Origin of the sequence: Proteus vulgaris, from assembly GCF_016647575.1 — a bacterium.
Classification (GTDB): Bacteria; Pseudomonadota; Gammaproteobacteria; order Enterobacterales; family Enterobacteriaceae; genus Proteus; species Proteus mirabilis_B.
Map to the genome: position 1 here is coordinate 2,527,631 of NZ_CP032663.1, position 23,996 is coordinate 2,551,626.

General features: G+C 36.7%; 20 protein-coding genes and 4 tRNA genes. 7 read left to right on the forward strand and 17 right to left on the reverse strand.

Annotated features, from left to right (window positions below):
- Window positions 1-110: 110 nt before the first annotated feature.
- The 15 genes from cheZ to cspE all read right to left on the reverse strand — a co-directional run bounded on the left by cheZ (window position 111) and on the right by cspE (window position 18,010).
- Window positions 111-767 carry a protein phosphatase CheZ gene (cheZ, locus tag D7029_RS11805; RefSeq protein WP_023581808.1) on the reverse strand — a complete coding sequence of 219 codons (657 nt, stop codon included), beginning with the start codon at window positions 765-767 and terminating at the stop codon, window positions 111-113.
- A 9-nt stretch (window positions 768-776) separates the two neighbouring features.
- Window positions 777-1,166, reverse strand: a complete 390-nt coding sequence (gene cheY, locus D7029_RS11810; protein WP_023581807.1) for a chemotaxis response regulator CheY — start codon at window positions 1,164-1,166, stop codon at window positions 777-779.
- 59 nt (window positions 1,167-1,225) lie between these two features.
- Window positions 1,226-2,278 (reverse strand): protein-glutamate methylesterase/protein-glutamine glutaminase, encoded by a 1,053-nt coding sequence (locus D7029_RS11815; protein WP_100160431.1) that lies wholly within the window; start codon window positions 2,276-2,278, stop codon window positions 1,226-1,228.
- A complete protein-coding gene (cheR, locus tag D7029_RS11820) occupies window positions 2,271-3,089 on the reverse strand; it encodes a protein-glutamate O-methyltransferase CheR (protein ID WP_228766784.1) in 819 nt (272 codons plus the stop codon). Before cheR ends, D7029_RS11815 begins: the two co-directional genes overlap by 8 nt.
- Before the next feature lie 78 nt (window positions 3,090-3,167).
- Window positions 3,168-4,814: a methyl-accepting chemotaxis protein gene (locus D7029_RS11825; protein WP_161711401.1), complete on the reverse strand. Its 1,647-nt coding sequence runs from the start codon at window positions 4,812-4,814 to the stop codon at window positions 3,168-3,170.
- Window positions 4,815-4,873: 59 nt separating this feature from the next.
- Window positions 4,874-6,580, reverse strand: a complete 1,707-nt coding sequence (locus tag D7029_RS11830; protein ID WP_088495208.1) for a methyl-accepting chemotaxis protein — start codon at window positions 6,578-6,580, stop codon at window positions 4,874-4,876.
- A gap of 383 nt (window positions 6,581-6,963) precedes the next feature.
- Entirely contained in the window at window positions 6,964-7,464 is a 501-nt protein-coding gene (gene cheW, locus D7029_RS11835) for a chemotaxis protein CheW (RefSeq protein WP_023581802.1), read from the reverse strand.
- A 21-nt stretch (window positions 7,465-7,485) separates the two neighbouring features.
- Window positions 7,486-9,669, reverse strand: coding sequence for a chemotaxis protein CheA (gene cheA / locus D7029_RS11840; RefSeq protein WP_194950777.1), 2,184 nt, complete (start codon window positions 9,667-9,669; stop codon window positions 7,486-7,488).
- A 35-nt stretch (window positions 9,670-9,704) separates the two neighbouring features.
- Window positions 9,705-10,751, reverse strand: a complete 1,047-nt coding sequence (gene motB / locus D7029_RS11845; RefSeq protein ID WP_088495206.1) for a flagellar motor protein MotB — start codon at window positions 10,749-10,751, stop codon at window positions 9,705-9,707.
- 2 nt (window positions 10,752-10,753) lie between these two features.
- Entirely contained in the window at window positions 10,754-11,647 is an 894-nt protein-coding gene (motA, locus tag D7029_RS11850; RefSeq protein ID WP_036935706.1) for a flagellar motor stator protein MotA, read from the reverse strand.
- A gap of 134 nt (window positions 11,648-11,781) precedes the next feature.
- Window positions 11,782-12,363 (reverse strand): flagellar transcriptional regulator FlhC, encoded by a 582-nt coding sequence (flhC, locus tag D7029_RS11855; RefSeq protein ID WP_006533207.1) that lies wholly within the window; start codon window positions 12,361-12,363, stop codon window positions 11,782-11,784.
- Between the two features lie 2 nt (window positions 12,364-12,365).
- Window positions 12,366-12,716 carry a flagellar transcriptional regulator FlhD gene (gene flhD, locus D7029_RS11860; protein WP_072063484.1) on the reverse strand — a complete coding sequence of 117 codons (351 nt, stop codon included), beginning with the start codon at window positions 12,714-12,716 and terminating at the stop codon, window positions 12,366-12,368.
- Between the two features lie 3,674 nt (window positions 12,717-16,390).
- The gene (locus D7029_RS11865) at window positions 16,391-17,089 is read right to left on the reverse strand and encodes an MgtC family protein (protein WP_088495205.1); all 699 of its coding nucleotides are present in this window, start codon (window positions 17,087-17,089) and stop codon (window positions 16,391-16,393) included.
- A 403-nt stretch (window positions 17,090-17,492) separates the two neighbouring features.
- Window positions 17,493-17,687, reverse strand: a complete 195-nt coding sequence (gene dsrB, locus D7029_RS11870) for a protein DsrB (RefSeq protein ID WP_194950778.1) — start codon at window positions 17,685-17,687, stop codon at window positions 17,493-17,495.
- 110 nt (window positions 17,688-17,797) lie between these two features.
- On the reverse strand, window positions 17,798-18,010 hold the full coding sequence (gene cspE, locus D7029_RS11875; RefSeq protein WP_004243573.1) for a transcription antiterminator/RNA stability regulator CspE: 213 nt from the start codon (window positions 18,008-18,010) through the stop codon (window positions 17,798-17,800).
- A 455-nt stretch (window positions 18,011-18,465) separates the two neighbouring features.
- Here cspE and D7029_RS11880 point away from each other — a divergent pair, with 455 nt between their 5' ends.
- Together D7029_RS11880 and D7029_RS11885 are read left to right on the forward strand one after the other, a co-directional pair.
- Window positions 18,466-18,972 (forward strand): YlaC family protein, encoded by a 507-nt coding sequence (locus D7029_RS11880; protein ID WP_194950779.1) that lies wholly within the window; start codon window positions 18,466-18,468, stop codon window positions 18,970-18,972.
- 155 nt (window positions 18,973-19,127) lie between these two features.
- Window positions 19,128-19,203: transfer RNA gene (locus D7029_RS11885), tRNA-Asn, on the forward strand.
- Window positions 19,204-19,345: 142 nt separating this feature from the next.
- On the opposite strand, the gene D7029_RS11890 is transcribed toward D7029_RS11885, so the two are convergent.
- Both D7029_RS11890 and D7029_RS11895 read right to left on the reverse strand, forming a co-directional pair.
- A complete protein-coding gene (locus tag D7029_RS11890) occupies window positions 19,346-19,939 on the reverse strand; it encodes an NAD(P)H-dependent oxidoreductase (RefSeq protein WP_194950780.1) in 594 nt (197 codons plus the stop codon).
- 90 nt (window positions 19,940-20,029) lie between these two features.
- Complete coding sequence (locus D7029_RS11895; protein WP_194950781.1) at window positions 20,030-20,971, reverse strand: AraC family transcriptional regulator; 942 nt, start codon at window positions 20,969-20,971, stop codon at window positions 20,030-20,032.
- A 297-nt stretch (window positions 20,972-21,268) separates the two neighbouring features.
- Between D7029_RS11895 and D7029_RS11900 the strand changes: the two genes are divergently transcribed.
- From D7029_RS11900 to bssS, 5 genes are all read left to right on the forward strand, one after another.
- Window positions 21,269-21,344 (forward strand) — tRNA-Asn (locus D7029_RS11900).
- Window positions 21,345-21,697: 353 nt separating this feature from the next.
- A tRNA-Asn gene (locus D7029_RS11905) sits at window positions 21,698-21,773 on the forward strand.
- A gap of 322 nt (window positions 21,774-22,095) precedes the next feature.
- Window positions 22,096-22,171 (forward strand) — tRNA-Asn (locus D7029_RS11910).
- Between the two features lie 198 nt (window positions 22,172-22,369).
- Window positions 22,370-23,422: a dihydroorotase gene (gene pyrC / locus D7029_RS11915; protein WP_194950782.1), complete on the forward strand. Its 1,053-nt coding sequence runs from the start codon at window positions 22,370-22,372 to the stop codon at window positions 23,420-23,422.
- 211 nt (window positions 23,423-23,633) lie between these two features.
- Window positions 23,634-23,888 (forward strand): biofilm formation regulator BssS, encoded by a 255-nt coding sequence (bssS, locus tag D7029_RS11920; RefSeq protein ID WP_064720401.1) that lies wholly within the window; start codon window positions 23,634-23,636, stop codon window positions 23,886-23,888.
- The last annotated feature ends 108 nt before the right edge of the window (window positions 23,889-23,996 follow it).

The following is a 23,996-nucleotide window of genomic DNA, read 5'->3' on the forward strand; positions in this document are numbered from 1 at the left end:
TGTTACGTGATTTTTTATCCATAAAATACACCATCCTAAAAGAGCTGAGCATAGAGCGAATGCGTCCTGCATATCTCAACGTCCTTATCGCCCTAAAACTCATTAGAAGGTTAGAAACCTAAACTTTCCAGTAAATCATCAACTTGATCTTGATTTTTGATCACGCCAGCGTTGTTTTTATTAACCTGTGGACCATTTAATAAAGAGTCGGTCTCTTTCTTCACATTAGACTTTTCAAGTTGCTCTGGTGGCAGGTTTTCCATTAATACCATCACGAGTTGTTTTTCAATTTCTTGAACAACACTCATCATGCGTTTAATTACCTGACCGGTCAGATCTTGGAAATCCTGTGCCATCATAATTTCCAATAACTGACTGTTAGTAAAAGCCGTACTCTCAGGGATATCCCGCAAATAATTGCGGGTATCGGTTACAAGAGAGCGTACATCTTTCAGCTCTTCTGGCTGTTCAAACCATTGGTCCCAACGCTCAGTAAGCTTAGTCGCATCGGCACTTAACGCATCCTGTTTAGGCTGCGCAGCTTCGACACAGTTCAATGTACGCTCAGCTGCCTGAGCGGTCATTTGAGCAACATAGTCCAATCGTTCCCTAGCGTCAGGGATGGCTTCTGCTGCTTCGGCTATTGCTTTATCCAATCCTAATTCTCGCAAACTGTCGCGTAACATCCGCGTCAATTGTCCGATCCGGCTGATAATATCAGATGTCATTTCAATATTATCTTTCGGCATAATTGGATTCCCACTCATTGCGACTCCTTAGATGCCCAGTTTTTCAAAAATTTTATTTAGTTTTTCTTCAAGAATTGCTGCTGTAAAAGGTTTAACAACATATCCACTTGCACCCGCTTGCGCTGCTGCAATGATATTTTCTTTTTTAGCTTCAGCGGTAACCATAAGTACTGGTGTTGCTGCAAGTCCCGCATCACTACGAATATTTTTAAGAAGCTCTAGACCATCCATGTTTGGCATGTTCCAGTCTGTGATCACAAAATCAATTGCCGAATTGCGTAATTTAGCTAACGCGTCAGCACCATCTTCTGCTTCTTCTACATTCGTAAATCCTAATTCCTTTAGCAAATTACGAACTATGCGGCGCATTGTTGAAAAATCATCAACCACTAAAAATTTCAGATCCTTACTTGCCATTGAAAACTCCTTCAAAATATATCGGCAAATTACTGTGTTGCTTTTTAAACTGAACTTAATCAGATACGCAATGATTGTGTGCTGCTGATTTTCATCAGCACCGCTTTACTCATTGCGCTTATGCTTTTCACTTCGTCTACTGCGCCTAATTCAACCGCAGCGCGTGGCATACCAAAGACGACACAACTCGCTTCATCTTGTGCAAAGGTATAACTACCAGCACGACGCATTTCTAATAAACCCGCAGCACCGTCACTTCCCATTCCGGTTAAAATCACACCGATAGCATTACGCCCCGCATATTTTGCGACAGACCTAAATAGCACATCGACAGAAGGACGATGACGATTTACTGCTGGCTCTTTATTAATGTGGATCTGGTAGTTAGCACCATTACGACGAAGCTCCATGTGATAATCACCTGGCGCAATATAAGCATGCCCAGGCAATACACGTTCGCCGTCTTCTGCTTCTTTTACACTAATTTGGCATAAACGATTTAATCGTTCTGCAAATGAGTGTGTAAACCCTGCGGGCATATGTTGCGTAATTAATATCGCAGGGCTGGTAATAGGTAATGGTTCTAGAAAATTACGAATAGCCTCTGTGCCACCAGTTGATGCCCCTACAGCAATCAACTTTTCACTCGAAATCATCGGTGTAAATGACAATGATTTAGAAGGCGCTGCTTGTACTTCTCGGCGATTAATCCGCGCCAATGCTGCGGCACGAATTTTCTCAGCAATCAGTTCACTATAAGCCATCATACCTTCACGCAAACCAAGCTGTGGTTTAGTCACAAAATCAACCGCACCCAGTTCTAACGCTTTTAACGTCACTTCTGAACCTTTTGCTGTTAATGATGAGACCATAACGACAGGCATTGGTCTTAATCGCATCAGTTTTTCCAAGAAATCAATACCATCCATACGTGGCATTTCAACGTCTAACGTTAATACCTGTGGGTTGTACTTTTTTATTAAGTCACGAGCCACTATAGGATCTGGTGCACAATCAACAACTTCCATATCGCTATGACTGTTGATGATTTCTCGCATGATTTGACGCATTAACGCCGAATCATCAACACAGAGTACCGTTATTTTATTCATAACCTCTCCTTGCTGGTGTCAGCCCGTAAACGGTATGCCCATGCAAGTAGAAATCCTTGCTAAGCTGGCTTACATTCTCAGAATGTCCAACAAACAGCATTCCGTCTGGCTTAAGTAATGAGGTAAAGCGGTTAAGTAAGGTTTGTTGTGTCGCTTTGTCAAAATAAATCATGACATTACGACAAAAAATCGCATCAAAACTGCCTTCTAAATCCCATTGCTTGTCGAGTAAGTTCAAATACTGAAAAGAGACCATCTCGCTGATTTGTTGTCTAATTTTCACGTATCCTTCAAAATCGCCGACACCTTTGAGAAAATATTTTTTCAAATATTCATCATTTAAAGTTTTAAGCTCTTCCTGTCGGTAAACACCTTTTCGTGCTTTATCCAACACATTAGTATCGATATCGCTGGCAATAATTTTGGTTTTATAAGGGTTATTCCCAAAAACATCGCGTAAAGTCATCGCAATTGAATAAGGTTCTTCTCCAGTAGATGCGGCTGCACACCATACTCGGTAGACACCTCCTGCTCTTTTTCTGGCATGTTTAGCCAGAATAGGAAAATGATGCGCTTCCCTGAAAAATGCGGTGAGATTGGTTGTTAATGCATTTACAAACTCTTGCCATTCAGGGTTGCGTACATCACTTTTAAGAAACGCAAGATAGTCACCAAAGTTATTCATCCGTAATTCACGTAACCTCCTAGTGAGACGGTTATAAACCATCTCCCTTTTGTTGTTAGTCAGCACAATACCTGCCTTTTGATAAATCAATTGGCATATAGATTGGAACTGATCATCGGACAACATGAACCGTTGGGTAAAAATATCCAACGGTTGAGCAGCGATATCTGATAAGACTTCAGTAACATTACGTTTCATTGTTTTTTAATGGGTCTTTTTAAAAAATGATTTTTTATCTGCTTTTTTCAACCCATTACCTTCTAGGGATGAAGAATTATTACTCTCATCCGTGTCAGGCAACTCGAATGCCGATACAGCATCAACAAGGTTATTAGCCTGATCTTCCAATGCTGCGGCAGCAGATGCTGATTGCTCCACCAAAGCAGCGTTTTGCTGTGTCACCTGATCCATCTGACTGACTGCATCAGCGACTTGGTGAATACCTCGACTTTGTTCATCAGAAGCTGAGGCGATTTCTGCCATTAATTCAGTGACTTTATTTACTGATGTGACGAGTTCCTCCATTGTCTGCCCTGCATTATTAACGAGTTGAGAACCTTGAGAGACTCGTAAAACAGATTCATCAATCAATAATTTGATCTCTTTTGCAGCATCAGCACTGCGTTGAGCAAGGTTACGAACTTCTCCAGCAACAACAGAGAATCCACGCCCTTGTTCACCTGCGCGCGCAGCTTCAACCGCGGCGTTAAGTGCTAATATATTGGTTTGGAACGCAATACCATCAATCACACTGATAATAGCCCCTATCTTTTGAGAACTTTGTGTAATCGCATCCATGGTTTCAACAACACTATGCGTGATTTTTCCACCACGTATCGCTGTTTCAGAAGCAGACTCTGCGAGTTTGCTCGCTTGCAGGGCGTTATCAGCATTTTGTTTTACCGTTGCTGTTAACTCTTCCATGCTTGCCGCAGTTTCTTCTAACGAAGCAGCTTGTTGTTCAGTTCTTGAGGATAAATCCGTATTTCCTTTGGAAATTTCTTGAATACCAGAATACATAGCATGGCTGTTATCACGAACGATACGAATAGAACGCGCGAGCTCACCACGCATATCTCGTAGTCGTCTAAACACATCCCCTATTTCATCATCGGTGAAGACAAGAATTTCACGATTTAATTTACCGGTGGCAACATCATTAAAATAACGGCTTAAACTTGCGAAAGGTTTAATGATATTAAAACTTAGCCAACGATGAGCGGCGATTGATACAACAATAACCATCGCTATTGCACCGATAAACATCAAGATAGCAATAGTATAAGAGCGATGTCCTTGCTCTATAGATTCAGTAATTTCAGTCTGAACATAATTCATATAAGTGTTAAATGAATTTTCCATCGCTGTTTGATAACGTTCTGTTGGTTGATCTAAAAAACCTTGGAAGTTATCGTTTTTTAACATGCTATGTAATTCAGTTAATGCACCATATAAAACGTGGTAATCGTTTTTTACTGCTTCAACGATTTCTTTTTCTTCTGTTGGGATTGCCTCTTTATTAATATCAGCAAGGAAATTTTGAAAATGAGTATTCGCCGTTTCCAAACGTGAAAGTGCAATTGATTCAATAGATTGAATATAATCCGTTGACTGTTCAGTTTTCACTGCAATAGCTACACGATTAATCGCATTACGTGTTTGTATTAAAGATGCCCAACTTAATCCTAATTCATCTCGCTTAGATGTATCTATATCTACTCTGGTGATCTGTTCGTTATTCAAATGAACGATCCCTAGCGAAATACCACTAGAAATCACCTGCATAACGCAAAACATCATCAGCAATAAATAGAGACTGGTGGATATCTTTAATTTGCGAAACCTAAACATGCCTTCACCTCGTTTAAAGCGGTGGTTAAAAGCCACCGCTTGTCAGCCACTTGTTGTTGTTAGAAAGTTTCCCAGTTAGCGGGATCTTCAACACTGCTGCTCTTTTTCTTTTCTGAGGTTCCTGGTTTTATAAGTGGAGCAGCGGCTTTAACTACAGGGGTTGCATCCGATTCCTTTCTTTCTAGCGTTTTTTCTTCCTGACCCGGTAATTTGAAGATTGAAACTAAGCGGGTTAATGCAACTGCTTGATCTTCAAGACCAGCAGCAGCGGCTGCAGATTGTTCTACTAAAGAGGCGTTTTGCTGAGTGACGCGATCCATTTCAGAAACCGCAAGGCCAACTTGTGAAATACCTCGGCTTTGCTCATCTGATGCAGAAGCGATTTCGCCCATGATGTCAGTAACACGTGTTACTGAATCCACGATACGCGTCATCGTCTCACCCGCACTTTCAACGAGTACAGAACCCGTTTCAGTACGACTTACAGAATCTTCAATCAGTGTTTTTATTTCTTTAGCAGCTTCTGCACTTCTCTGTGCAAGGTTACGAACTTCTCCGGCAACTACCGCAAATCCGCGACCATGCTCACCGGCTCTTGCTGCTTCAACAGCCGCATTCAGTGCCAAAATATTGGTCTGGAATGCAATGCCATCGATAACAGCTGTGATATCGGTGATTTTCTGAGAACTTCCGGCTATGTCGTGCATTGTTTGCACCACATTAGCAACAACTTTTCCGCCTTGGCGGGCAATATCTGAGGCGTCATTAGCAAGGTTACTTGCTTGGCGAGCATTGTCTGCGTTCTGTTTTACGGTCGCCGTTAACTGTTCCATACTTGCAGCAGTTTCTTCTAATGAAGCCACTTGCTCTTCTGTACGAGCAGATAAATCATTATTTCCAGCAGCAATTTCGCTTGTGCTGTTATAAATGTTTTCCGTACTTTGATAGACACCACGAACGGTTTGAATAAGCTCTTGTTGCATATGTTTTAAACCATTTGCTAACAAGCTCATTTCATTGCGGCCATTCACTTCGATATTTGGACGTAAATCACCTTCAGAGAAGGTTTTGATACTTAATAGAAGTGAATTTAATGGTCTAATTAAGGCATTACGTAATGCAAACCAGCATAGAATTAATGCCGAGATCACGATAATGGCTAATACAACCATAGTAATGACAGTACGCTGGTGAGAAGCTTCTAATGCCACATTTAACTCTTCGTTAAATTTCTCATTACGCATGACGTATGCAAGATATTCTTTATAAAAAGCGTCTTGATAACCCGTAGTTGGTTGCTCAAAAAAGTCTTTTAAGTTCTTATCTTGAAGTAAAATTTCCAGTTGGTTTAATGCAGAGTAATATTCGATAAAACGCCCTTTTAGGCTACGAACATCATCTTCTGAGTGAACTTGATAAGCGGTGATATTCTTTTCAAATTCTTTAAATTTCTCATCTGCACGAGACATATTTTTGCGAGCAAGACCCGTCAGATAGTCAACAGATAGAGAATCATCTACATTAAGATTTTTATCTTGTAATAAGAAACTAATCGCGGCGCGGTTAATGTTATTACGAGCTTGCAGTAAGTTAGCCCAGCTTTCATCTAGGCGCTCACGTTGATCTTGTATTGTCAGTGTTTTATTAAGGTCGTTTCTTGTCTCAACGATATTTGAGTAAAAAACACCCCCTGAGACAAATTGCAAAACACCAAACAACAGAAGAATGGATAATAATCCAGTCACTATTTTCATTCGGCTAAACATAGTTTCCCTTTTTATAATAAACGGTAATGAGCAAGTTATCGGCAGACTTAAGAGAAACTTTATAGGTTTCATTTCGTCTTAGTCACGTTTTTGCCCCATTAGAAAGCGGTGGTAATACTGTTTTTAATTAAAATTATAAGTATAAAAAACTTTAAAGTTATTTCCGTCAGTAGAAAAATATTACAGCTAGGTGATAGCTACTTATAAGTTAATAAATAATAAAATAGAACTTAACTAAAATTATTAGTTCTTTTTTATCTTTTAATTTTACTTAAAGTTAATTTGATGCTTTAGCACTCGCTAATAAAATAAAAAAGATAGAAATAGCTATTCCGGCAAAATTACCGGAACAGTATTTAGATTATTTTTTAAAAAATAAAAACTTATTTAGCTTGAATTGTTGCGCTATCGACTAATTCCATTTCTTCACTGTTGAGTAATTTTTCAATATCAACAAGAATAAGCATTCTTTCATCTAAAGTACCTAAACCTGTTAAATACTCAGTAGACATTGTGACTGCAAACTCTGGCGCAGGGCAGATTTGCTCTGGCTTTAGCGTAAGAACATCAGAAACGCCATCAACAACAATTCCCACAATTCGATTTAATAAGTTAACCACAATAACAACAGTATTGTCATTATAAGTTACACTTTCTTGTGAAAATTTAATACGCAGATCAACTATCGGAACAATAACGCCCCGTAAATTAGTTACACCTTTAATAAAGCTAGGTGAATTAGCAATACGTGTAACTTGATCATATCCACGAATTTCTTGAACCTTTAAAATATCAATTCCATATTCTTCATCGCCCAGCGTAAAAATTAGAAATCCTTGTCCAACAGTTTCACCGGATAATTTCTCGAAATGTTCCGAAGCCATAATCTTATTTTATCCTCACTATTAAATGACTGCGCTTGCAGTTGTATTCTTTTTCTTATTTGTCATTTGTGTATGACTTAAACGTTGCAATTCTGGTACATCAAGAATTAAAGCCACACTACCATCGCCCATAATTGTTGCAGCAGATATTCCAGGCACTTTTCGGTAATTGCTTTCTATATTTTTAACAACAACTTGATGCTGACCAACTAATTGATCTACCAATAAAGCATAACGACGTCCGGCACTTTGAACAATTACCGCAATTGCTTGGGTAATATCGGTTTGAGCACCTTCAATATTAAATGTACGATGCAGTTCAATCAGTGGTAAATATTCCCCTCTGACCTGCAATAATTTCTCATCGCCAGCCAATGGATAAATATCTTCTTCTTCCGGTTGTAAAGAACTGACTACCGTTCCTAATGGTAAAATAAAGACTTCGTCATGAACTTTAACAGACATACCATCCAAAATTGCTAATGTCAGTGGAAGTAAAATACGAATGCGCGTTCCTTTACCCACTTCAAAACTGATTTGAATTTGACCGCCCATCTCTTGGATATTTCGTTTTACAACATCCATACCCACACCACGACCAGAAACATCCGTGACGACTTCCGCGGTAGAGAAACCCGGTGCAAAGATCAGCATAGCAACTTCTTCGTTGCTCATATTTTCAGAAACTGCAAGCCCAGAGGAAATCGCTTTTTTCAAAATACGTTCGCGGTTTAATCCAGCACCATCATCAGTCACTTCAATACAAATATTACCGCCTTGATGTTCCGCAGACAGGGTTAATTGCCCCGCTTCCGGTTTACCCGCTGCAACACGATCGGCCGGCATTTCAATACCATGATCAAGACTGTTACGAACTAAGTGAGTTAAAGGATCGATAATTTTTTCAATTAAACTTTTATCAAGTTCTGTTGAGCTACCAATCATGTTTAACTCAACTTTCTTATTCATTTTACCTGCAACATCACGCACAACTCGAGGGAAGCGACTGAAAACATATTCCATCGGCATCATACGAATTGACATAACAGATTCTTGTAAATCACGAGAATTACGCTGTAACTGAGCAATACAACTTAGTAAATCACTATATATTGCAGGCTCAAGGCTACCACTGTGCTGTGCCAACATTGACTGTGTGATAACCAATTCACCCACTAAGTTGATTAATTGGTCAACTTTTTCAACCGCAACACGAATACTGCTTGATTCTGTTTTTGGCGTAGCAGCTGCAACAGGTCTTTTCGCAGGTGCTGCCGATGCCACTGGTGCTTTAGAAGGTTCTGCTGATGGTGTCACTTTTTCAGCAACTGGTTTTTGTGCAGGTGTCGCTTGTTCTACTTGGCTTTCAACATGAACATCATCAACAGATGTTGTACTTTCTTCTGTAACTGTGTTTTCTTCTGGTGCTTTTTCTGCAACAGCCACTTTTTTAAACGAAATTTGTTCAGGTTCAATCACAAAACAAAGTACAGCGCTGATATCTTCTTCTGTTGCTGTCGTTTTTAATATTGCTTCAAGACCATGATGCTGTTTTTCAACTTGGCTAACTTCACCAAGGTGTTTTAATTCATCAAGCATTAAAGCAATATCTGTCTCTTTAAGATCAGACAAAATAATATGGTGGTAATAATGTCCATCAGCCACCATTGTCGATGTTGCTTCGACCATAGTTTCTATAGTTTCACTTTGCACACTTTCAGAGTCAGATGACAAAACAGGAGTTTCAGTCATTGCGGCCTGTGAGTCTGAAGTTTCAGATCCAGCAACAACCTCAACTTGAGGAGCGGATTGTTCTTCTTTTACATCGAGAGCCAGCTGACGCAACTTCTCACAAATATAGTTAAATGTTTCCTCATCAGGTTCTTGTGAGTTTTTATGTGCATCCAATTGCTGTTGCATAATATCTTTCGCTTCCAGAAACAGGTTAATAATGTCGTCGGTGAGCGCCATCTCATGACGTCTTGCACTATCGAGCAAGTTTTCAAGCACATGAGTGGTCTGTTGAAGTTTAACGAAGCCAAATGTTGCAGCCCCTCCTTTTATGGAGTGCGCACTACGGAAAATCGCATTCATCTGTTCTTGATCTGGATTTGCAGGATCAAGTAACAGCAAATGCTGTTCCATATCAGCTAACAACTCATCTGCTTCATCAAAAAATGTTTGATAAAACTCAGTAATATCCATCGTTACTCATTCACCTTTACGCGATTACCAACAAATTAGGGGGCTGTTCCCTGCTTTGTAGTAATATTTGTCGATTGTGATGGCAAACTTTCCCCAGAAACTCCTGTTTCAACATTTTCCTTTTTTGATTCGGGAAGCTCAGATGCAGAAGACACAGACGAACCCGTCTGTGTATTTTCTGCTTTTTCTTGTGGGGTTTCTTGCCCTGAAAGTAGAGGTTCAATTTCTGAAGCCTCTGTTACTGTCGGTGCAACCCGCTCATTTTCTTGTACAATTTTTTGTTCTGCTTGCTTCGTTAAGACCAGAATACTGATCCGTCGGTTAGCAGGTGCAAAACCATCTTCTTTGACCAAGTGAACTGTTGATGCCATACCTACAACACGCAACACTTTCCATTCACCTAAGCCAGCACCAATTAACTCTCGACGAGAGGCATTCGCGCGATCCGTTGATAGTTCCCAGTTACTATATTTAAAAGCGCCACTTGCATAAGGAATATCATCGGTATGACCCGATAAACTGATTTTGTATGGCGTGTCATTTAAAATAGGCGCAATTGCCGTCAAAATATCCTTCATATAAGGTTCAACGGTAGCACTACCGACTCTAAACATAGGTCGATTTGCTTTATCGATAATTTGGATACGTAAACCTTCATCCATCATGTCGATTAATAAATGAGGCTTCAGATCTTTTAATCTAGGATCATTTAAAATGACTTGTTCTAAATTCTCTTTTAATCGGCGGAATTGTTGCTTTTCATTAAGCTGTTTATCTTCCTGACCTTTTGGCAAAATATCACCTTCGTTATAAACAGGATCACGCCCTCCTCCAGGAATAGGGTTGGTTGCATCCCCACTAAATCGCCCTTTTTCAATAGCGACTTTTAATGGCGTACGAAAATATTCTGCTACACGAGTTAATTCTTGTGGGCTAGAGATTGAAAGTAACCACATCACCAGAAAGAAAGCCATCATTGCGGTCATAAAGTCAGCATAAGCTATCTTCCATGCACCACCGTGAGCGTGATGTTGCTTTCTCCCTCGCTTTTTAACTCGAATGATTTGTGAATTACTCTTCATAATTACTCTTCTTTCATTGCATCAGGATTTGCCTGCATTGGTGTCCGTACCTGACGTACATGTTCTTCCAACTCAATAAAAGAAGGTCTGTCTGCCAGAAAGAGGGTTTTACGTCCAAATTCAACAGCTATCTGTGGCGCATATCCATTCATGCTAGATAACAATGTTGTTTTGATGCACTCCATCATTTTCATTTGCTGACTAGAGCGCTGTCTGAGTCTAGAAGCTAATGGTGAAATAAAACCATAAGCTAATAAAATACCTAAGAAAGTACCAACCATTGCGTGTCCAATTAATACGCCCATTTCGCCAGCAGGTCTATCCGCGGCACCTAACGCATTAACAACACCCATAACCGCAGCAACGATACCGAACGCAGGTAATGAATCACCCATCGCTGATAAACCTGTTGCAGGCACTTCGCTTTCTTCCTCAAAAGTTGCAATCTCTTCATCCATCAGAGATTCAATTTCATAAGGATTCATATTCCCCGTCACCATCAGACGCATATAGTCAGTGATAAAACTGAGCATATAAACATCTTTCATAATGCGAGGATATTGGGAAAAAATGTCACTTTGTTGTGGGTTTTCGATATCTCTCTCTAATGCCAACATCCCGTTTTGACGAGCTTTTGACAATAAACGAAACATGAGTGCCATTAAATCCATGTACATCGCTTTATTGTAATTTGTGCTACGAAGTAATTTCGGTAGGATCTTCATTGTCGATACAATTGCTCTACCATTATTACCTACAATAAAAGCACCGATACCGGCACCAAAGATGATTATAAATTCGGCTGGCTGGTACAAGGCGCCTAAACTACCACCGACGAGAAGATATCCCCCGATGACGGCGCTCATAACCACGATATATCCTAAGAGTACTAACACGCGATATCCCTTTAGCTAATTTCGTTATAGAGAGAATGGCGAACATAGCAGCAAGAGATAGGAGGGGGAGAGGAAACGGCTCAGGTTATAGATAACTAAGCTCTATAACCTGATATTTAACTTTCAATCTCGAATCACATTGCAAACTGTTCAAGACCATCCAACAGTTGTAAGTTAATATCGGCAGGATTGGCGGAAAGTTTACGTTTTTTTATTGCGCGAGAAGGTGGCTGGCAAAGACTACAAACATAATTGCTAGCTGGCTGGTGTGCGTGTGTAATAAATGAACCATTACATTTGGTACAAACGGAAAGTTGCAACATGCCACTTTCAACAAAGCGTACTAATGTCCATGCTCTTGTTAGTGCTAAAATAGGTTCTTGATCTTTAACAGGCGGACATTGCTCTAAGTATAAACGATAAGCTTTAACAACAGCCTCAACGCCAACACAGCCACCATTTTTTAATAAAAAGCGATAAGCGTTATAAAACATTGAGGAATGGATATTTTGTTCCCATGTCATAAACCAATCCGTTGAAAATGGCAGCATTCCTTTTGGAGGGGGGCTCCCTCTTAATTCTTTGTATAATTTAATTAAACGCCCCCGACTTAATTGAGTTTCACTTTCAAGCATTTGTAAGCGGGCACCCAAGGTGATTAATTCCATTGCTAAGCGAATATCTTTCGCTTCTCGGACGATACTTTTCTCACTCATTGTTATGCCCGTTTCTTTGTCGCAGTAGTATCTTGTTCCGATAACTGACGAAACAAGTTAGAAGAAAGAAGAATGCCAGTATGAATTTGTTGTAAATCATCCACTCTAGATTCTTTAGTGAGTTGTTCTATTGTTTCGCTGTCTTCAAACCGGAAATTACAGATTAGTTGGTTTGTTTCAGCCAACTTAACCAATTGAGGCAATGTAAGCTCTGCTAGTGCATCCGCCATGGCGTCACTAATCCCAAGCCGAAACATTGCGGAAGCCTTTTCTTGGTTAATTAACCTTTGCGCCAAAAGCAAATACGATAAATTTATGTCATAAATATGCTTAAGCAATTCAACCGTACTCATCTCTTTACATCCCGTCCGATTATATTGAACAAAGAGGATCTTCCTAATGAAAGATCCCGAGGAAATTAATATAAATGTAATATTAAATTTCCAGGCCCCATTTTATGAACATGACACGTAGTAACACTACCTTGTATTACTTAGTTACGGTCATTTTCAAAAGTAGCGAAAAAAACATTTAAATTAAAAGTAAACTTTACTCCTTAACGATTAAGTTATTCAACGGATAAAGTAGTCTAATTTAAATACTATGTGAGTCACATCACAAAAAGATAATCATTATTATGGAATTAGTTCATTAACTATTCAAGTGATAAAAGTAATAAAACTTGGTGTAAATTAATAAGCTAATCTACCCAAATTAAAATATTAATGATAATTTTTTATTTTATACGATCTATTAAACTTATAAACCTAAAAATACAGCATAAAAATTTGACAAATCCACAATTGGAGATTTTTTTGATCACAGTAACATATATTGATATATCTCCTCCTCATCTTTATCTAAACAAGCTTCCCAGTTTTAATAAATATTTCTATAGATATTATTTTTTTCATCATTTACGTAAACCTTCAGAAATGATCACTTTTTATTTACAATTTGTTTGAAAAATAACCTATTCTAATTATTTATAGTTATCCTAAATTTTTTTATTATTTCATTATTAAAATTATCCTTTAAAATCAATATTATACAATGATGAATTTATTGGACAGAACGATAAGTCATATAAAATTAAATTCTTAGTTATGCATCTTCACCCTTAAATCATTGAATATTTATTTCCACATTATTAAAGTTTCAATCGTAACAATACAATTTAACTAATGATTATTAAGTACTATTTAACACTTAAATTACAGAACTCTTAATAAGAGTTTTATTGACTGTAAATTAGTCACAGAGAAATAATACCCACATACAAATAAGTTTTATTTATGAATTGCGGTATATATTATGAGCAGTTAAAATTTAAAACTGTCACAAGTTTAATATAAAAATAAAAGAATGCTTTTTATTTAATTAAATAAATAACACCTGTAATTTAATTATCAATTTAAAACGGAATATAAAAATAATACAATATTTAACTTAAGTTAAATTTAAAAAAACAATCATTTTTTTATAAAATAAAGCCCAACTTTATTAAAATAAAAAATGAAATAAAAATCATCTTATTTTTCACTGTATATAGATATATATTTATCAAACAATCTACAATTAATTAAAAATATAACATCCCGTAAAAAAGCATAAAGAAAAAAAGAAGATTTATAAATTATGTTTTATATAACCACACCTCTTTTATTATAAAAAAGACATTTTTTTGAAATATAAATTTCAATTTGATAAAAAAAGCTTCCAAGATCTCCAATGCAAAGTAATTAATTCATAAAATAATAAGGCAAAATATAAATTCTATTTTTCCTGTTATCAGTATTACCTCTACACAATAAATGGCGGTAATGACAAATATGACGCTCTAGAGTTAACACTTGTACACATCGACTTTTTCAATGTAAAGACAGAAAAACAAATATGATCAAAATAGCATCTTATTGATTATTCCATTGGCATTACTTCGAACTAAAAAATATCAAATGTTACTTTTTGCCCCAAAACATCTCTTAACAGCAATTTGTTTTACTCTTACAAATGATGAGTATTGTTTCACTTTTCCTCTTATCATGCGGTTAGCCTCTTTTTTTCAACCTAGCTAGCACAAGTCTCAAGACATTACAGAACCAAAAGTGCTGACTTCGTAACAACACCATTACTTAACAAAAGTTGATGTTGACGGGCTTAGGAGAGTATAAAGATTTAAATATCGATATATCTTTACTTAAACCACTAAAATATATCTCTAAATATTCCCCTATTCTAACCACTAATTTGACTCATTTTATTACCCTTTTTATGAGTAATTCCGAGTTTAAAAAGGCTTTTCCTCTCTATCAAAGCCTAATAAAAATATTGATGTATCTAAATAATCAAGACCTATATCTCATTTATTAGATTAATCTTAAAAACCAATAACAGTGCTTAGTATTCTATACCCCCAAAAGTGTTCTAAATTTTTGTAAAAGGAAGCTTTTGAAAAATATTGTAACCGTATTTTTCAAAAGTAATAATTGAGATTATTCATACTGTGAATGCAAATACTTTGTGTATTGCTTTCAGTTCTATTGAAATGAGTTACATCGTTTTTTAGTAAGCAAACATGAAATGATTACTCCCCCTTTTATACCGGCAATTTTTTAAATTAGCATTCCTCTTATACTTGGTTTTATCTTTTTTGGTAAATCGAAAAAGGTCAGTAGCACAATTATCCTTTATATATATTTTCACAGTAAATACTAATGGCACATCTATTTCATACTAAGATAATTCTCCTTCTGTAATAAGTAAGATTTACATCCTTGACAAAGTTATAAACAATATAATTTTGAAATTATTATTTTATCGAATGAAAAGAGTGGTGTGGTTTTTCTACGCTTATTATAAGATTACTTATTGGTATCATTTCCTCTACATGGTTTTTACAAAAAATCCTATAATTTTTCAAAAGATTTTCATTCATCATTGATTAGTGATTACAAACATCATGCCACAGCAATTCATCAGCTTTACTGTAGCGGTTTAAACTCACCATTTTCCTGAATTTATCCCCATTTTTTGAGAGTCTAATTTGATTAAATTAAAAACATTACTCAAAAAATCAAACTTAAATTAAATACGATAGAAAATATTGATAAAATTTTCGCCAAATACATTGAAATAATTTGAGAGTATAATTTAGGTATTAAAAAAAAATCCAATATAATCAATGGAAAACATCGATTTTCACCCCAGATTCTATACTGCGCTAAGCCCCTTAATAACGACTTTTTGTCCTACAATACGCCTAAGTGCCTCATTTAATAAGTAAACCATGGGTAGCAACCGCTTACTTGATTTTAGTTTTTCCTGTTTATTAAAAACAAAATAAACAGAGATAAATCAAATCAACCTAAAACGCGAGATTAATAAAGATGAGAAATCACGCCAAATATACTCGAACGCTGTTAAACATTTTTCATTCATAACTCATTATATACGGGTTAACCACAATACAAATAATTGTACATTAATCAATTTAGGCAAAAATGTTTGTTTTTATTAAAACGAAAATGAATATATTCCATCCTATTGCGTATTTAAATTAGCTTTTTTTGAATACATTTTTCTATTTTTTATTCCATAAAGTAATAGTTACAAAAATAATAATTACACAAACAAAATACTTTATTTCTATATATTAGTAATAATACGTAATACATGACTAAGATCTCATTATTCTCATCGGAGGAGTTAAATCTTAAATTAAGTATTATGTTGATGTTCTGAATAATTTGAGGTTTGGATAGGCAAAAATAAATGATTTACTAAGAGCATACGAAGTATGTGGCTGGTGCGAATAAGCGTAATCGCCCACACAACAGCTAGAAATATGACAAAACTCTTACTTATAAATTACAACGTTATATTCTTTATAACTTTTATCAATATTCATATTCCTTTTTGAAATAACCTTGTAAGTTGATATCTATCCAGTATCCAAATGGCAAAAAGCTCCCTATATTCAATACAGGGAGCCTTGATTAGAAAGACATTATTTTCAAAAGATCTGTTAAGCAGGATGCTCTGCCGCTATCTTCCAATTAATTGCACTCACACTCTTTTCTAAACTTACTCTACAAACAATCGCTTCTATCTCTTTTTGCTCAACAGGTGTTGCAAGTAATTCAGCACAAACTTCCAACTGGCTAGGCATCAATGTATCAGCACTACTTAAAGACTGTAATCGAACATGTAGTCCATTTATTGCTTGTAAAATGAGTGTTCTAACTAAAACTTCATCTTCTTCGTGACAAATAATTCGTATTGAGTAGCGTTGTTCAATATCTATTGCTTGATGTTGTGGCTGAGCGTTTATCCGTTGAGCAGCTTCTCGTAGTAAAATATTCGCACAAAGAATAAGAAGTGTTGCTATGGTCGCCAGTTGATATAAACCTAAGCCACATAACACGCCAATTCCTGCTGAACACCAAAGCGTTGCTGCCGTATTAAGTCCACGTATATTCATTCCTTCACGCATGATCACACCTGCCCCAAGAAATCCGATACCCGAAACAACTTGAGCTGCGATACGACCAGGGCTATCTGGCGAAGTTTCTATTGAACTTAAAATAAAAACAGCCGCACCCGTTGCAACTAAAGCGTTTGTTCTTAAACCAGCCATTCTTTGTCGCCATTGACGTTCGGCACCAATCAAAGCACCAAGGCACATTGCAATTATGAGATTTAAAATATAAGGCGTCATCGTCATGTTTATTTCCTCTACATGATGATTAAAATCGATATGAAAATTTTGCTCTGATAGTTCAGAGTGTTGAAATTAATTCATCGCCTTAGGTGGAGGAAATAAAGAGAAAAAAATGTAGCACATGGAGTTACCCTTCGTATTTTAGCTGCATAAGGGAAATCATTTGGGTAAGTGCTGAATAGGAATATATAAGAAAGAAATATTACAATGCACTGCCCACCAAAATGGTAAGCAGTTTTAGTGAAGAAAACAGCCTACCTATTATTTTGAATAAAATTATTCTCAGTTAATGGGTTTATCATTAACCTACAACTTTGTGTATCCAAGGTGTTTTCTCCTAACTAAAATTTGGCAAAAGTATAAGTAGCTGATTTAAAAATGTAAATGAACCGTACCTAAACGTAAGTCACTTTTGCTGTATTGGTCTAACAAATGTGCCTTCACCCCCCTCTTTTTCATTAAAAAACCAAATTCCTTTTGGATATTCAGGGAGTGATACTAAATACATTATACCTTCATTAAATTCTTCAATAAGTAGGATAGTCCCTTCACGATTGTCAATACCATCTGTTTTCACAACAACGCTATCATTAACCTGCATTTGTTCTCCTGATAAATATTATCATTCTCTTTTTCTTTATTTTACCCATAAAGAAAAAGCCTGCCACCATAAGGTGACAGGCTTGAAGAAAATTTTTAAAAGGCTTTAAATTACAGAGCTGTTACGTTAGCAGCTGCTGGACCTTTTGCACCGTTTTCAATTGTGAATTCTACGTTCTGACCTTCAGCCAGAGTTTTGAAACCGTTACCTTGAATGGCAGAAAAGTGAACGAATACGTCTTTGCTTCCGTCTGCTGGAGTAATAAAACCAAAGCCTTTAGACTCGTTGAACCACTTAACTTGACCTTTCATTTTGTCAGACATGTGACTTTCCTATATATCAATAAAACGTTGCCTTCTCGGCATCTACTGGCCTGAACTACCTATAACTTATGGGCACACATGAAGAAAACGGTCAAAAAGCGATGCTGTTTAAAACTCATTAACTTAGAATGTCAATCATAAATCAGGTCTGTATTGAGGCCTTACTCATTAACGCATGAGACAAGTTTAATAGCAATAGTTTTATGCGTCTAAAGATTAAAAAAATGCGAATTGCACATTAAAAATACAATTCTTCCTCTATTTTTATCACTGTGCATAAAATTTATTTGATATTTTATCTCTATTATTAACAACAACTAAGAATATTCTTAATGGTTTGACAATAACAGTTAATACCATAATTTAAAAAAACTGTTCTACCCGCTTATCTTGTCCCCGTGATAATCTAGTAATAAGAAACAAGTTTGCAACATTCATCTCTTAAGGTGTTTACAATGAATGTATTAAAAGAAATCTTAGAGCGTGATTTAGACCGGATCAATAAAGCAGAGAAAAGAGACGGGAAACCACATTTTAATAGTCAGTTTTTAAAAAACCATATCTGGTTATGTATCAGCATGGTTCTCTCTTATGTATTACTCGCTGCGTTATTAATTTATTCACCTTACTTTGGGGTTATCTCACTCGTTCTTTTTACTGTGATGTTCTTAGTTATGGCTGGTATCTTGTTATTTGATATTAAACCTATCTATAAATTTGAGGATATTGGTGTTCTCGATTTGAGAGTTTGCTATAACGGTGAATGGTATACCTTTGAAAAACTCTCTGATGAAGCCATAAATGAGATCCACCAGCACCCAGCGATATCTCAACAAATAAAAAAAGACATTCGTGAGATTATTAGTAAAAAACAAGAAATTCATTTTTACGATGTGTACTTGATGGCATTTGATCCCGTTCAACAATCAATTTCAGCATCACAATTATCCCCTCAAGCCTAATTGATTCTCCGTGTTACACGTAAAACACGGAGAATAACTTCTATTATTTAACCACTTTGTCGATAAACCAACCAAACAGATATTTAATCCACTTTTAACGTTGACACTCTGATATATCATCGTTATTATGCGCCTCGTTCTCAAGAGAACTCGCTTCCTCCATAGTTCAGTCGGTAGAACGGCGGACTGTTAATCCGTATGTCACTGGTTCAAGTCCAGTTGGAGGAGCCAAATTTAGAAAAGCCCGCGCTATTACAGTGCGGGCTTTTTGCTTTGTAAATCCATATCGTCAAAATCAGCTACCTAAATCCAATCTGGATCGTTATCTTGATTGATTATCAGATAGCTAATTTATATCTAGCAAGATAAATATCTAATCAGCGTTCCCAACGATTTCTTGTTCTAAATGTTTTTTATACGCTTCAATATCTTGTTCAATTTGTGGTTGTTTCACTACATCAAACATTCCAAAGGTTTTTAATCCTTCCATACCTAAAAATTGATTCGCTTTATGGAATGGGAAATAGACAGCATCAATCCCTTTTCCTTCAAAGAACTGTTCTTGCTCTTCAAATGATTCAAAAGGCGCATTCCAAGTTACAGAAAGAAGATATTTTTTGCCTTGTAATAACCCACCAGAACCATATTTTTTCGAAGGATCTTTTCGTGTACGGCCATCATCAATATACATTTTGCCGTACCCCGCACTAAACACATCATCAATATATTTTTTTAAGATCCAAGGACCTTCCATCCACCATGCTGGCATTTGATAAATGATGACATCTGCCCATAAATATTTATCGACTTCTTCATCATTATCATAACCATCATCAATGCGTGTTGATTGCACATTTATCTGATGTGAAGATAATAATTCTGTGGCAATTTGCGTCAAATGGTCATTGAGCTTCCCTTCAGACCCATCAAACTCTTTTGCCGCATTAATAATAAAAACATTCGTCACGTCTAAACCCCTTTACATACACATAGTTAATAAACTGACTGTAACGCAATTATCTATTACTGCCTTAACTCATTTCTCCATTATTCTTGCCTAATAATCCAAATATACACTTTCAGATCCAGAGGCTTTTAATCGTTGAATATCTTTTAGAGGTGATAACCCAAATAATCGCTGATATTCGCGACTAAACTGTGATGGGCTTTCATAACCCACAATAAATGCCGCCTCAGAGACATCACTCATTTCAATCAACATGATCCTTCTCGCTTCATTCAGTCGTAACCATTTTTGATATTGCAACGGCGTCATGCCTGTTCGATTTTTAAAGTGAAAATGAAATGAAGAGGTACTCATACCCACTAACATTGTAAGATCTTCTATCCGGATTGTTTCGCGGTAGTGTTGTTTAATCCAATCAAGAGCATGATTAATTTGCCGACACTGGGGATGTTGCGAAGCGAGTAGTTGCTGACGCGCACCATCGTTTGATCGTAATAAGTAATAAAGGATCTCTTTTTGGATCAAAGGTGCAATAAACGGTGCGTCTTCGGGTGTATCTATTAGTTTTATAAGCCTGGTTACTGCTTGTAGGATTGGTGCAGTTGCTTGAACAACTTGTTGAGCTCGGATCTCTTTATTTTCTTGTAGTAACTCAAATTTGTTTTCTGTTAGCAACTCAGGTAATAGAGAGAGATCCAATTTTAGTAATATCGCTAAAAAAGGTGTCTCTTTTGAAGCCTCACAAACTTTAGCAAAGGTCGGTATTTCTGATGATGTTAAAAGCATATTCATAGGACGATAGCAATTTGTCTCTACTCCTATTGTTATCTGCTTTGCACCTTGCGCAGCAATAGCCAAACTTGGTTCATACATCCAACCTTCTGGCTCTGTAATAGAACTATACCGACATAATGCTAAACCAGAGACAACCGTATCCCATCCCCCTTCTTTATCTCTTGTATATAGAAGAAGTGTTTTTTTAAAATGTTCAAACTCTAATACTATTGGCGTTGATAAATTCGCAGTATCCATAGTCTCTGATTCTTCAATTTATTCTGTGAATTCGTCAGATTGTATTACTAAATAGTTTGAAAAACTTTCTTTTAAAAAAGCGCCTTATCTTTTCTTACCAAGGTAAGACATATTTCATCTAGTAGAAATGTAATTTCGAGTATTATTTCTACTGATAACCATTTATTTTTTATACATTTTTGTCAAAAAAGAAACAATCTGATGCACTCTTGAGCAAACAGTTATTTTTTTCATTTTTTTACTTTACAAGGTGACCGAGGATAGCTATTATTCGCCTCGTTCTCACGAGAACTCGCTTCCTCCATAGTTCAGTCGGTAGAACGGCGGACTGTTAATCCGTATGTCACTGGTTCAAGTCCAGTTGGAGGAGCCAAATTTAGAGAAGCCCGCGCTATTATAGTGCGGGCTTTTTGCTTTCTGCTCATCCATTATTTTTATTCCTCGATTTTCTTAATTTATTTTCTTTGTGCTCTTATATATCCACCGATGTATCCATGATTTCAATTTTATCTCCACTCAAAATCATCAATAAAAGAGTGCGTTCTAATAGGATAATTTAAATTAACACTATGCCACTGACTATTTTTTAAACTCAAAACCACCTTATTTAATTTAAAAACTATAAATTAGTTATTTTTTAACCACTTAAACTATTATTTCACTTTTTTTACTTTACAAACTTCATCGCCCTCGCTATTATCCGTCTCGTTCTCACGAGAACTCGCTTCCTCCATAGTTCAGTCGGTAGAACGGCGGACTGTTAATCCGTATGTCACTGGTTCAAGTCCAGTTGGAGGAGCCAAATTTAGAAAAGCCCGCGCTATCACAGTGCGGGCTTTTTGCTTTCTACCTTCTCTATTATCAATACCATTCCTATTCTTCTCCTCTTTTATTTTTTAGATCTCTGTGTCGTCTCAAATACGTTATCTCTTTATTTTTTATCTTTGTTTTCAATCTTCAATGTAGAGAAAATAGCCATTTAAAAATGTTTACCGCCTCATTATTAGATTATCCGTTTTAGAAATACACAATATGTTGTTTATCTACGCACTTAAACAAATATCGTTGATTGTCCTTTGACATATCAAATCACTCACTATATGATACACGCCACTTAATGTTGTTCCTCCATAGTTCAGTCGGTAGAACGGCGGACTGTTAATCCGTATGTCACTGGTTCGAGTCCAGTTGGAGGAGCCATTTCTCTTTGTGTCACCCTCGTAACCTTTTGATTTTATTCTCTGTTTCACCTTACATAATTCCAAAAACATAATAAAAAAATGCGATTAAATGGTAGCTATTTAATCGTTTTCGTATTAGCATTCGTTTCCGGCTTGACTATCTAGTCCAATCCAATCCTTGATCTTTCGATTTTCCTAAGACACACGGAGCCGGTATATGACCACTGCACAACCTATCACCCTCACTATTCGCCGTCCTGATGATTGGCATGTTCACTTTCGTGATGATGACATGCTAAAAACTGTTGTTCCTTATACCAGTCGCTATTTTGGCAGAGCTATTGTTATGCCAAACCTTGTCCCACCTGTTACAACGATTGAAGCTGCTCGTACTTATCGTGATCGCATCAAAGCAGCTATTCCTGCGGGAGATAACTTCGAACCGTTAATGACCTGCTATTTAACAGATAGCACACGGCCTTCAGAAGTCGAACAAGGTTTCTTACAAGGTGTTTTTACTGCTTGTAAGCTTTATCCTGCGAATGCAACAACTAACTCAAGTCATGGCGTATCAGATATCACAAAGATTTACCCAATCTTAAGTGTGATGGAAAAAATTGGCATGCCATTACTTATCCATGGCGAAGTAACCGCTTCAAATATTGATATTTTTGATAGAGAAGCGCGTTTTATTGATAGCGTTATGTCTCCTGTGCGTAAGCAATTTCCTGAGCTAAAAATTGTTTTTGAACACATTACAACTAAAGAAGCAGCTCAGTATGTGTTAGAAGGAAATGAATTTCTCGGCGCTACCATTACTCCGCAACATTTGATGTTTAACCGTAATCACATGTTGGTTGGTGGTGTTAAACCTCACCTATATTGCTTGCCTATTCTTAAACGCAACGTTCACCAAGAAGCATTAAGACAAGCTGTTGCATCAGGAAATTCTCGCTTTTTCTTAGGTACAGATTCTGCACCTCACTTACAACACCGCAAAGAGTCATCTTGTGGTTGTGCGGGAGTATTTAACGCACCAACCGCACTGGCAGCTTACGCAACCGTATTTAAAGAACTTAATGCATTACAACACTTTGAAGCCTTCTGTTCTCTAAATGGCCCTCGTTTTTACGGTTTACCTGTTAATGAAGGTACAATCACATTAACTGAAAAAACAGTTGAGGCTCCAGCACAAATCCTTTGTGGCAATGAAGCGCTTATTCCTTTCTTAGCAAATGAAAATATTCATTGGGATATCACTGTCGATTAATCCTTCCCCTTGATATTTATCTAAAATGCACCATATAACATTTGTTCGACAGTTAATGGTGCATTACTCTTTTATCAGAGCCAGCACACATTTTTTTGTTATAACAAAAATTTATCTTTTTAATCACGATAAATCTCGTATACTGAAAAGTAACCACTTTGTGTGGGAGCTTCTCTCTTAGTCAAAACCGGTTGTATGATTAGGAGGTATTATGAGTAGAAAAAATGAAGTTATTCAGACACATCCTGTTGTAGGCTGGGACATCAGTACCGTTGACATCTACGATGCCATGATGTTGCGTTTACATTATCTTCCTGAAAACGAACATCATCCAGAAAACGCAGTTGTAGATAAGACACTTTGGCTCACAACAGACATAGCTAAGCAGTTGATTCATATTCTTCAAGCAGGTATTGATAAAATTGAATCATCTGAAGATTCTGTTTCAGACAACACCAAGCATTAATAAAAAGATCTAGAAAAGATAGCGAACGCAAAGCAGGAGTACTTGGTACTCCTGTTCTCATTTTTACCTCTCTATAATCCACCATCACATATTGATTATATCCATATA

Bases quoted from the DNA above. Each gene is read 5' to 3' on its own strand.
- cheZ (WP_023581808.1), bottom strand. From the start codon at position 767: ATGAGTGGGAATCCAATTATGCCGAAAGATAATATTGAAATGACATCT.
- cheY (WP_023581807.1), bottom strand. From the start codon at position 1,166: ATGGCAAGTAAGGATCTGAAATTTTTAGTGGTTGATGATTTTTCAACA.
- D7029_RS11815 (WP_100160431.1), bottom strand. From the start codon at position 2,278: ATGAATAAAATAACGGTACTCTGTGTTGATGATTCGGCGTTAATGCGT.
- cheR (WP_228766784.1), bottom strand. From the start codon at position 3,089: ATGTTGTCCGATGATCAGTTCCAATCTATATGCCAATTGATTTATCAA.
- D7029_RS11825 (WP_161711401.1), bottom strand. From the start codon at position 4,814: ATGTTTAGGTTTCGCAAATTAAAGATATCCACCAGTCTCTATTTATTG.
- D7029_RS11830 (WP_088495208.1), bottom strand. From the start codon at position 6,580: ATGTTTAGCCGAATGAAAATAGTGACTGGATTATTATCCATTCTTCTG.
- cheW (WP_023581802.1), bottom strand. From the start codon at position 7,464: ATGGCTTCGGAACATTTCGAGAAATTATCCGGTGAAACTGTTGGACAA.
- cheA (WP_194950777.1), bottom strand. From the start codon at position 9,669: ATGGATATTACTGAGTTTTATCAAACATTTTTTGATGAAGCAGATGAG.
- motB (WP_088495206.1), bottom strand. From the start codon at position 10,751: ATGAAGAGTAATTCACAAATCATTCGAGTTAAAAAGCGAGGGAGAAAG.
- flhC (WP_006533207.1), bottom strand. From the start codon at position 12,363: ATGAGTGAGAAAAGTATCGTCCGAGAAGCGAAAGATATTCGCTTAGCA.
- flhD (WP_072063484.1), bottom strand. From the start codon at position 12,716: ATGAGTACGGTTGAATTGCTTAAGCATATTTATGACATAAATTTATCG.
- D7029_RS11865 (WP_088495205.1), bottom strand. From the start codon at position 17,089: ATGACGATGACGCCTTATATTTTAAATCTCATAATTGCAATGTGCCTT.
- dsrB (WP_194950778.1), bottom strand. From the start codon at position 17,687: ATGCAGGTTAATGATAGCGTTGTTGTGAAAACAGATGGTATTGACAAT.
- cspE (WP_004243573.1), bottom strand. From the start codon at position 18,010: ATGTCTGACAAAATGAAAGGTCAAGTTAAGTGGTTCAACGAGTCTAAA.
- D7029_RS11880 (WP_194950779.1), top strand. From the start codon at position 18,466: ATGAATGTATTAAAAGAAATCTTAGAGCGTGATTTAGACCGGATCAAT.
- D7029_RS11895 (WP_194950781.1), bottom strand. From the start codon at position 20,971: ATGGATACTGCGAATTTATCAACGCCAATAGTATTAGAGTTTGAACAT.
- pyrC (WP_194950782.1), top strand. From the start codon at position 22,370: ATGACCACTGCACAACCTATCACCCTCACTATTCGCCGTCCTGATGAT.
- bssS (WP_064720401.1), top strand. From the start codon at position 23,634: ATGAGTAGAAAAAATGAAGTTATTCAGACACATCCTGTTGTAGGCTGG.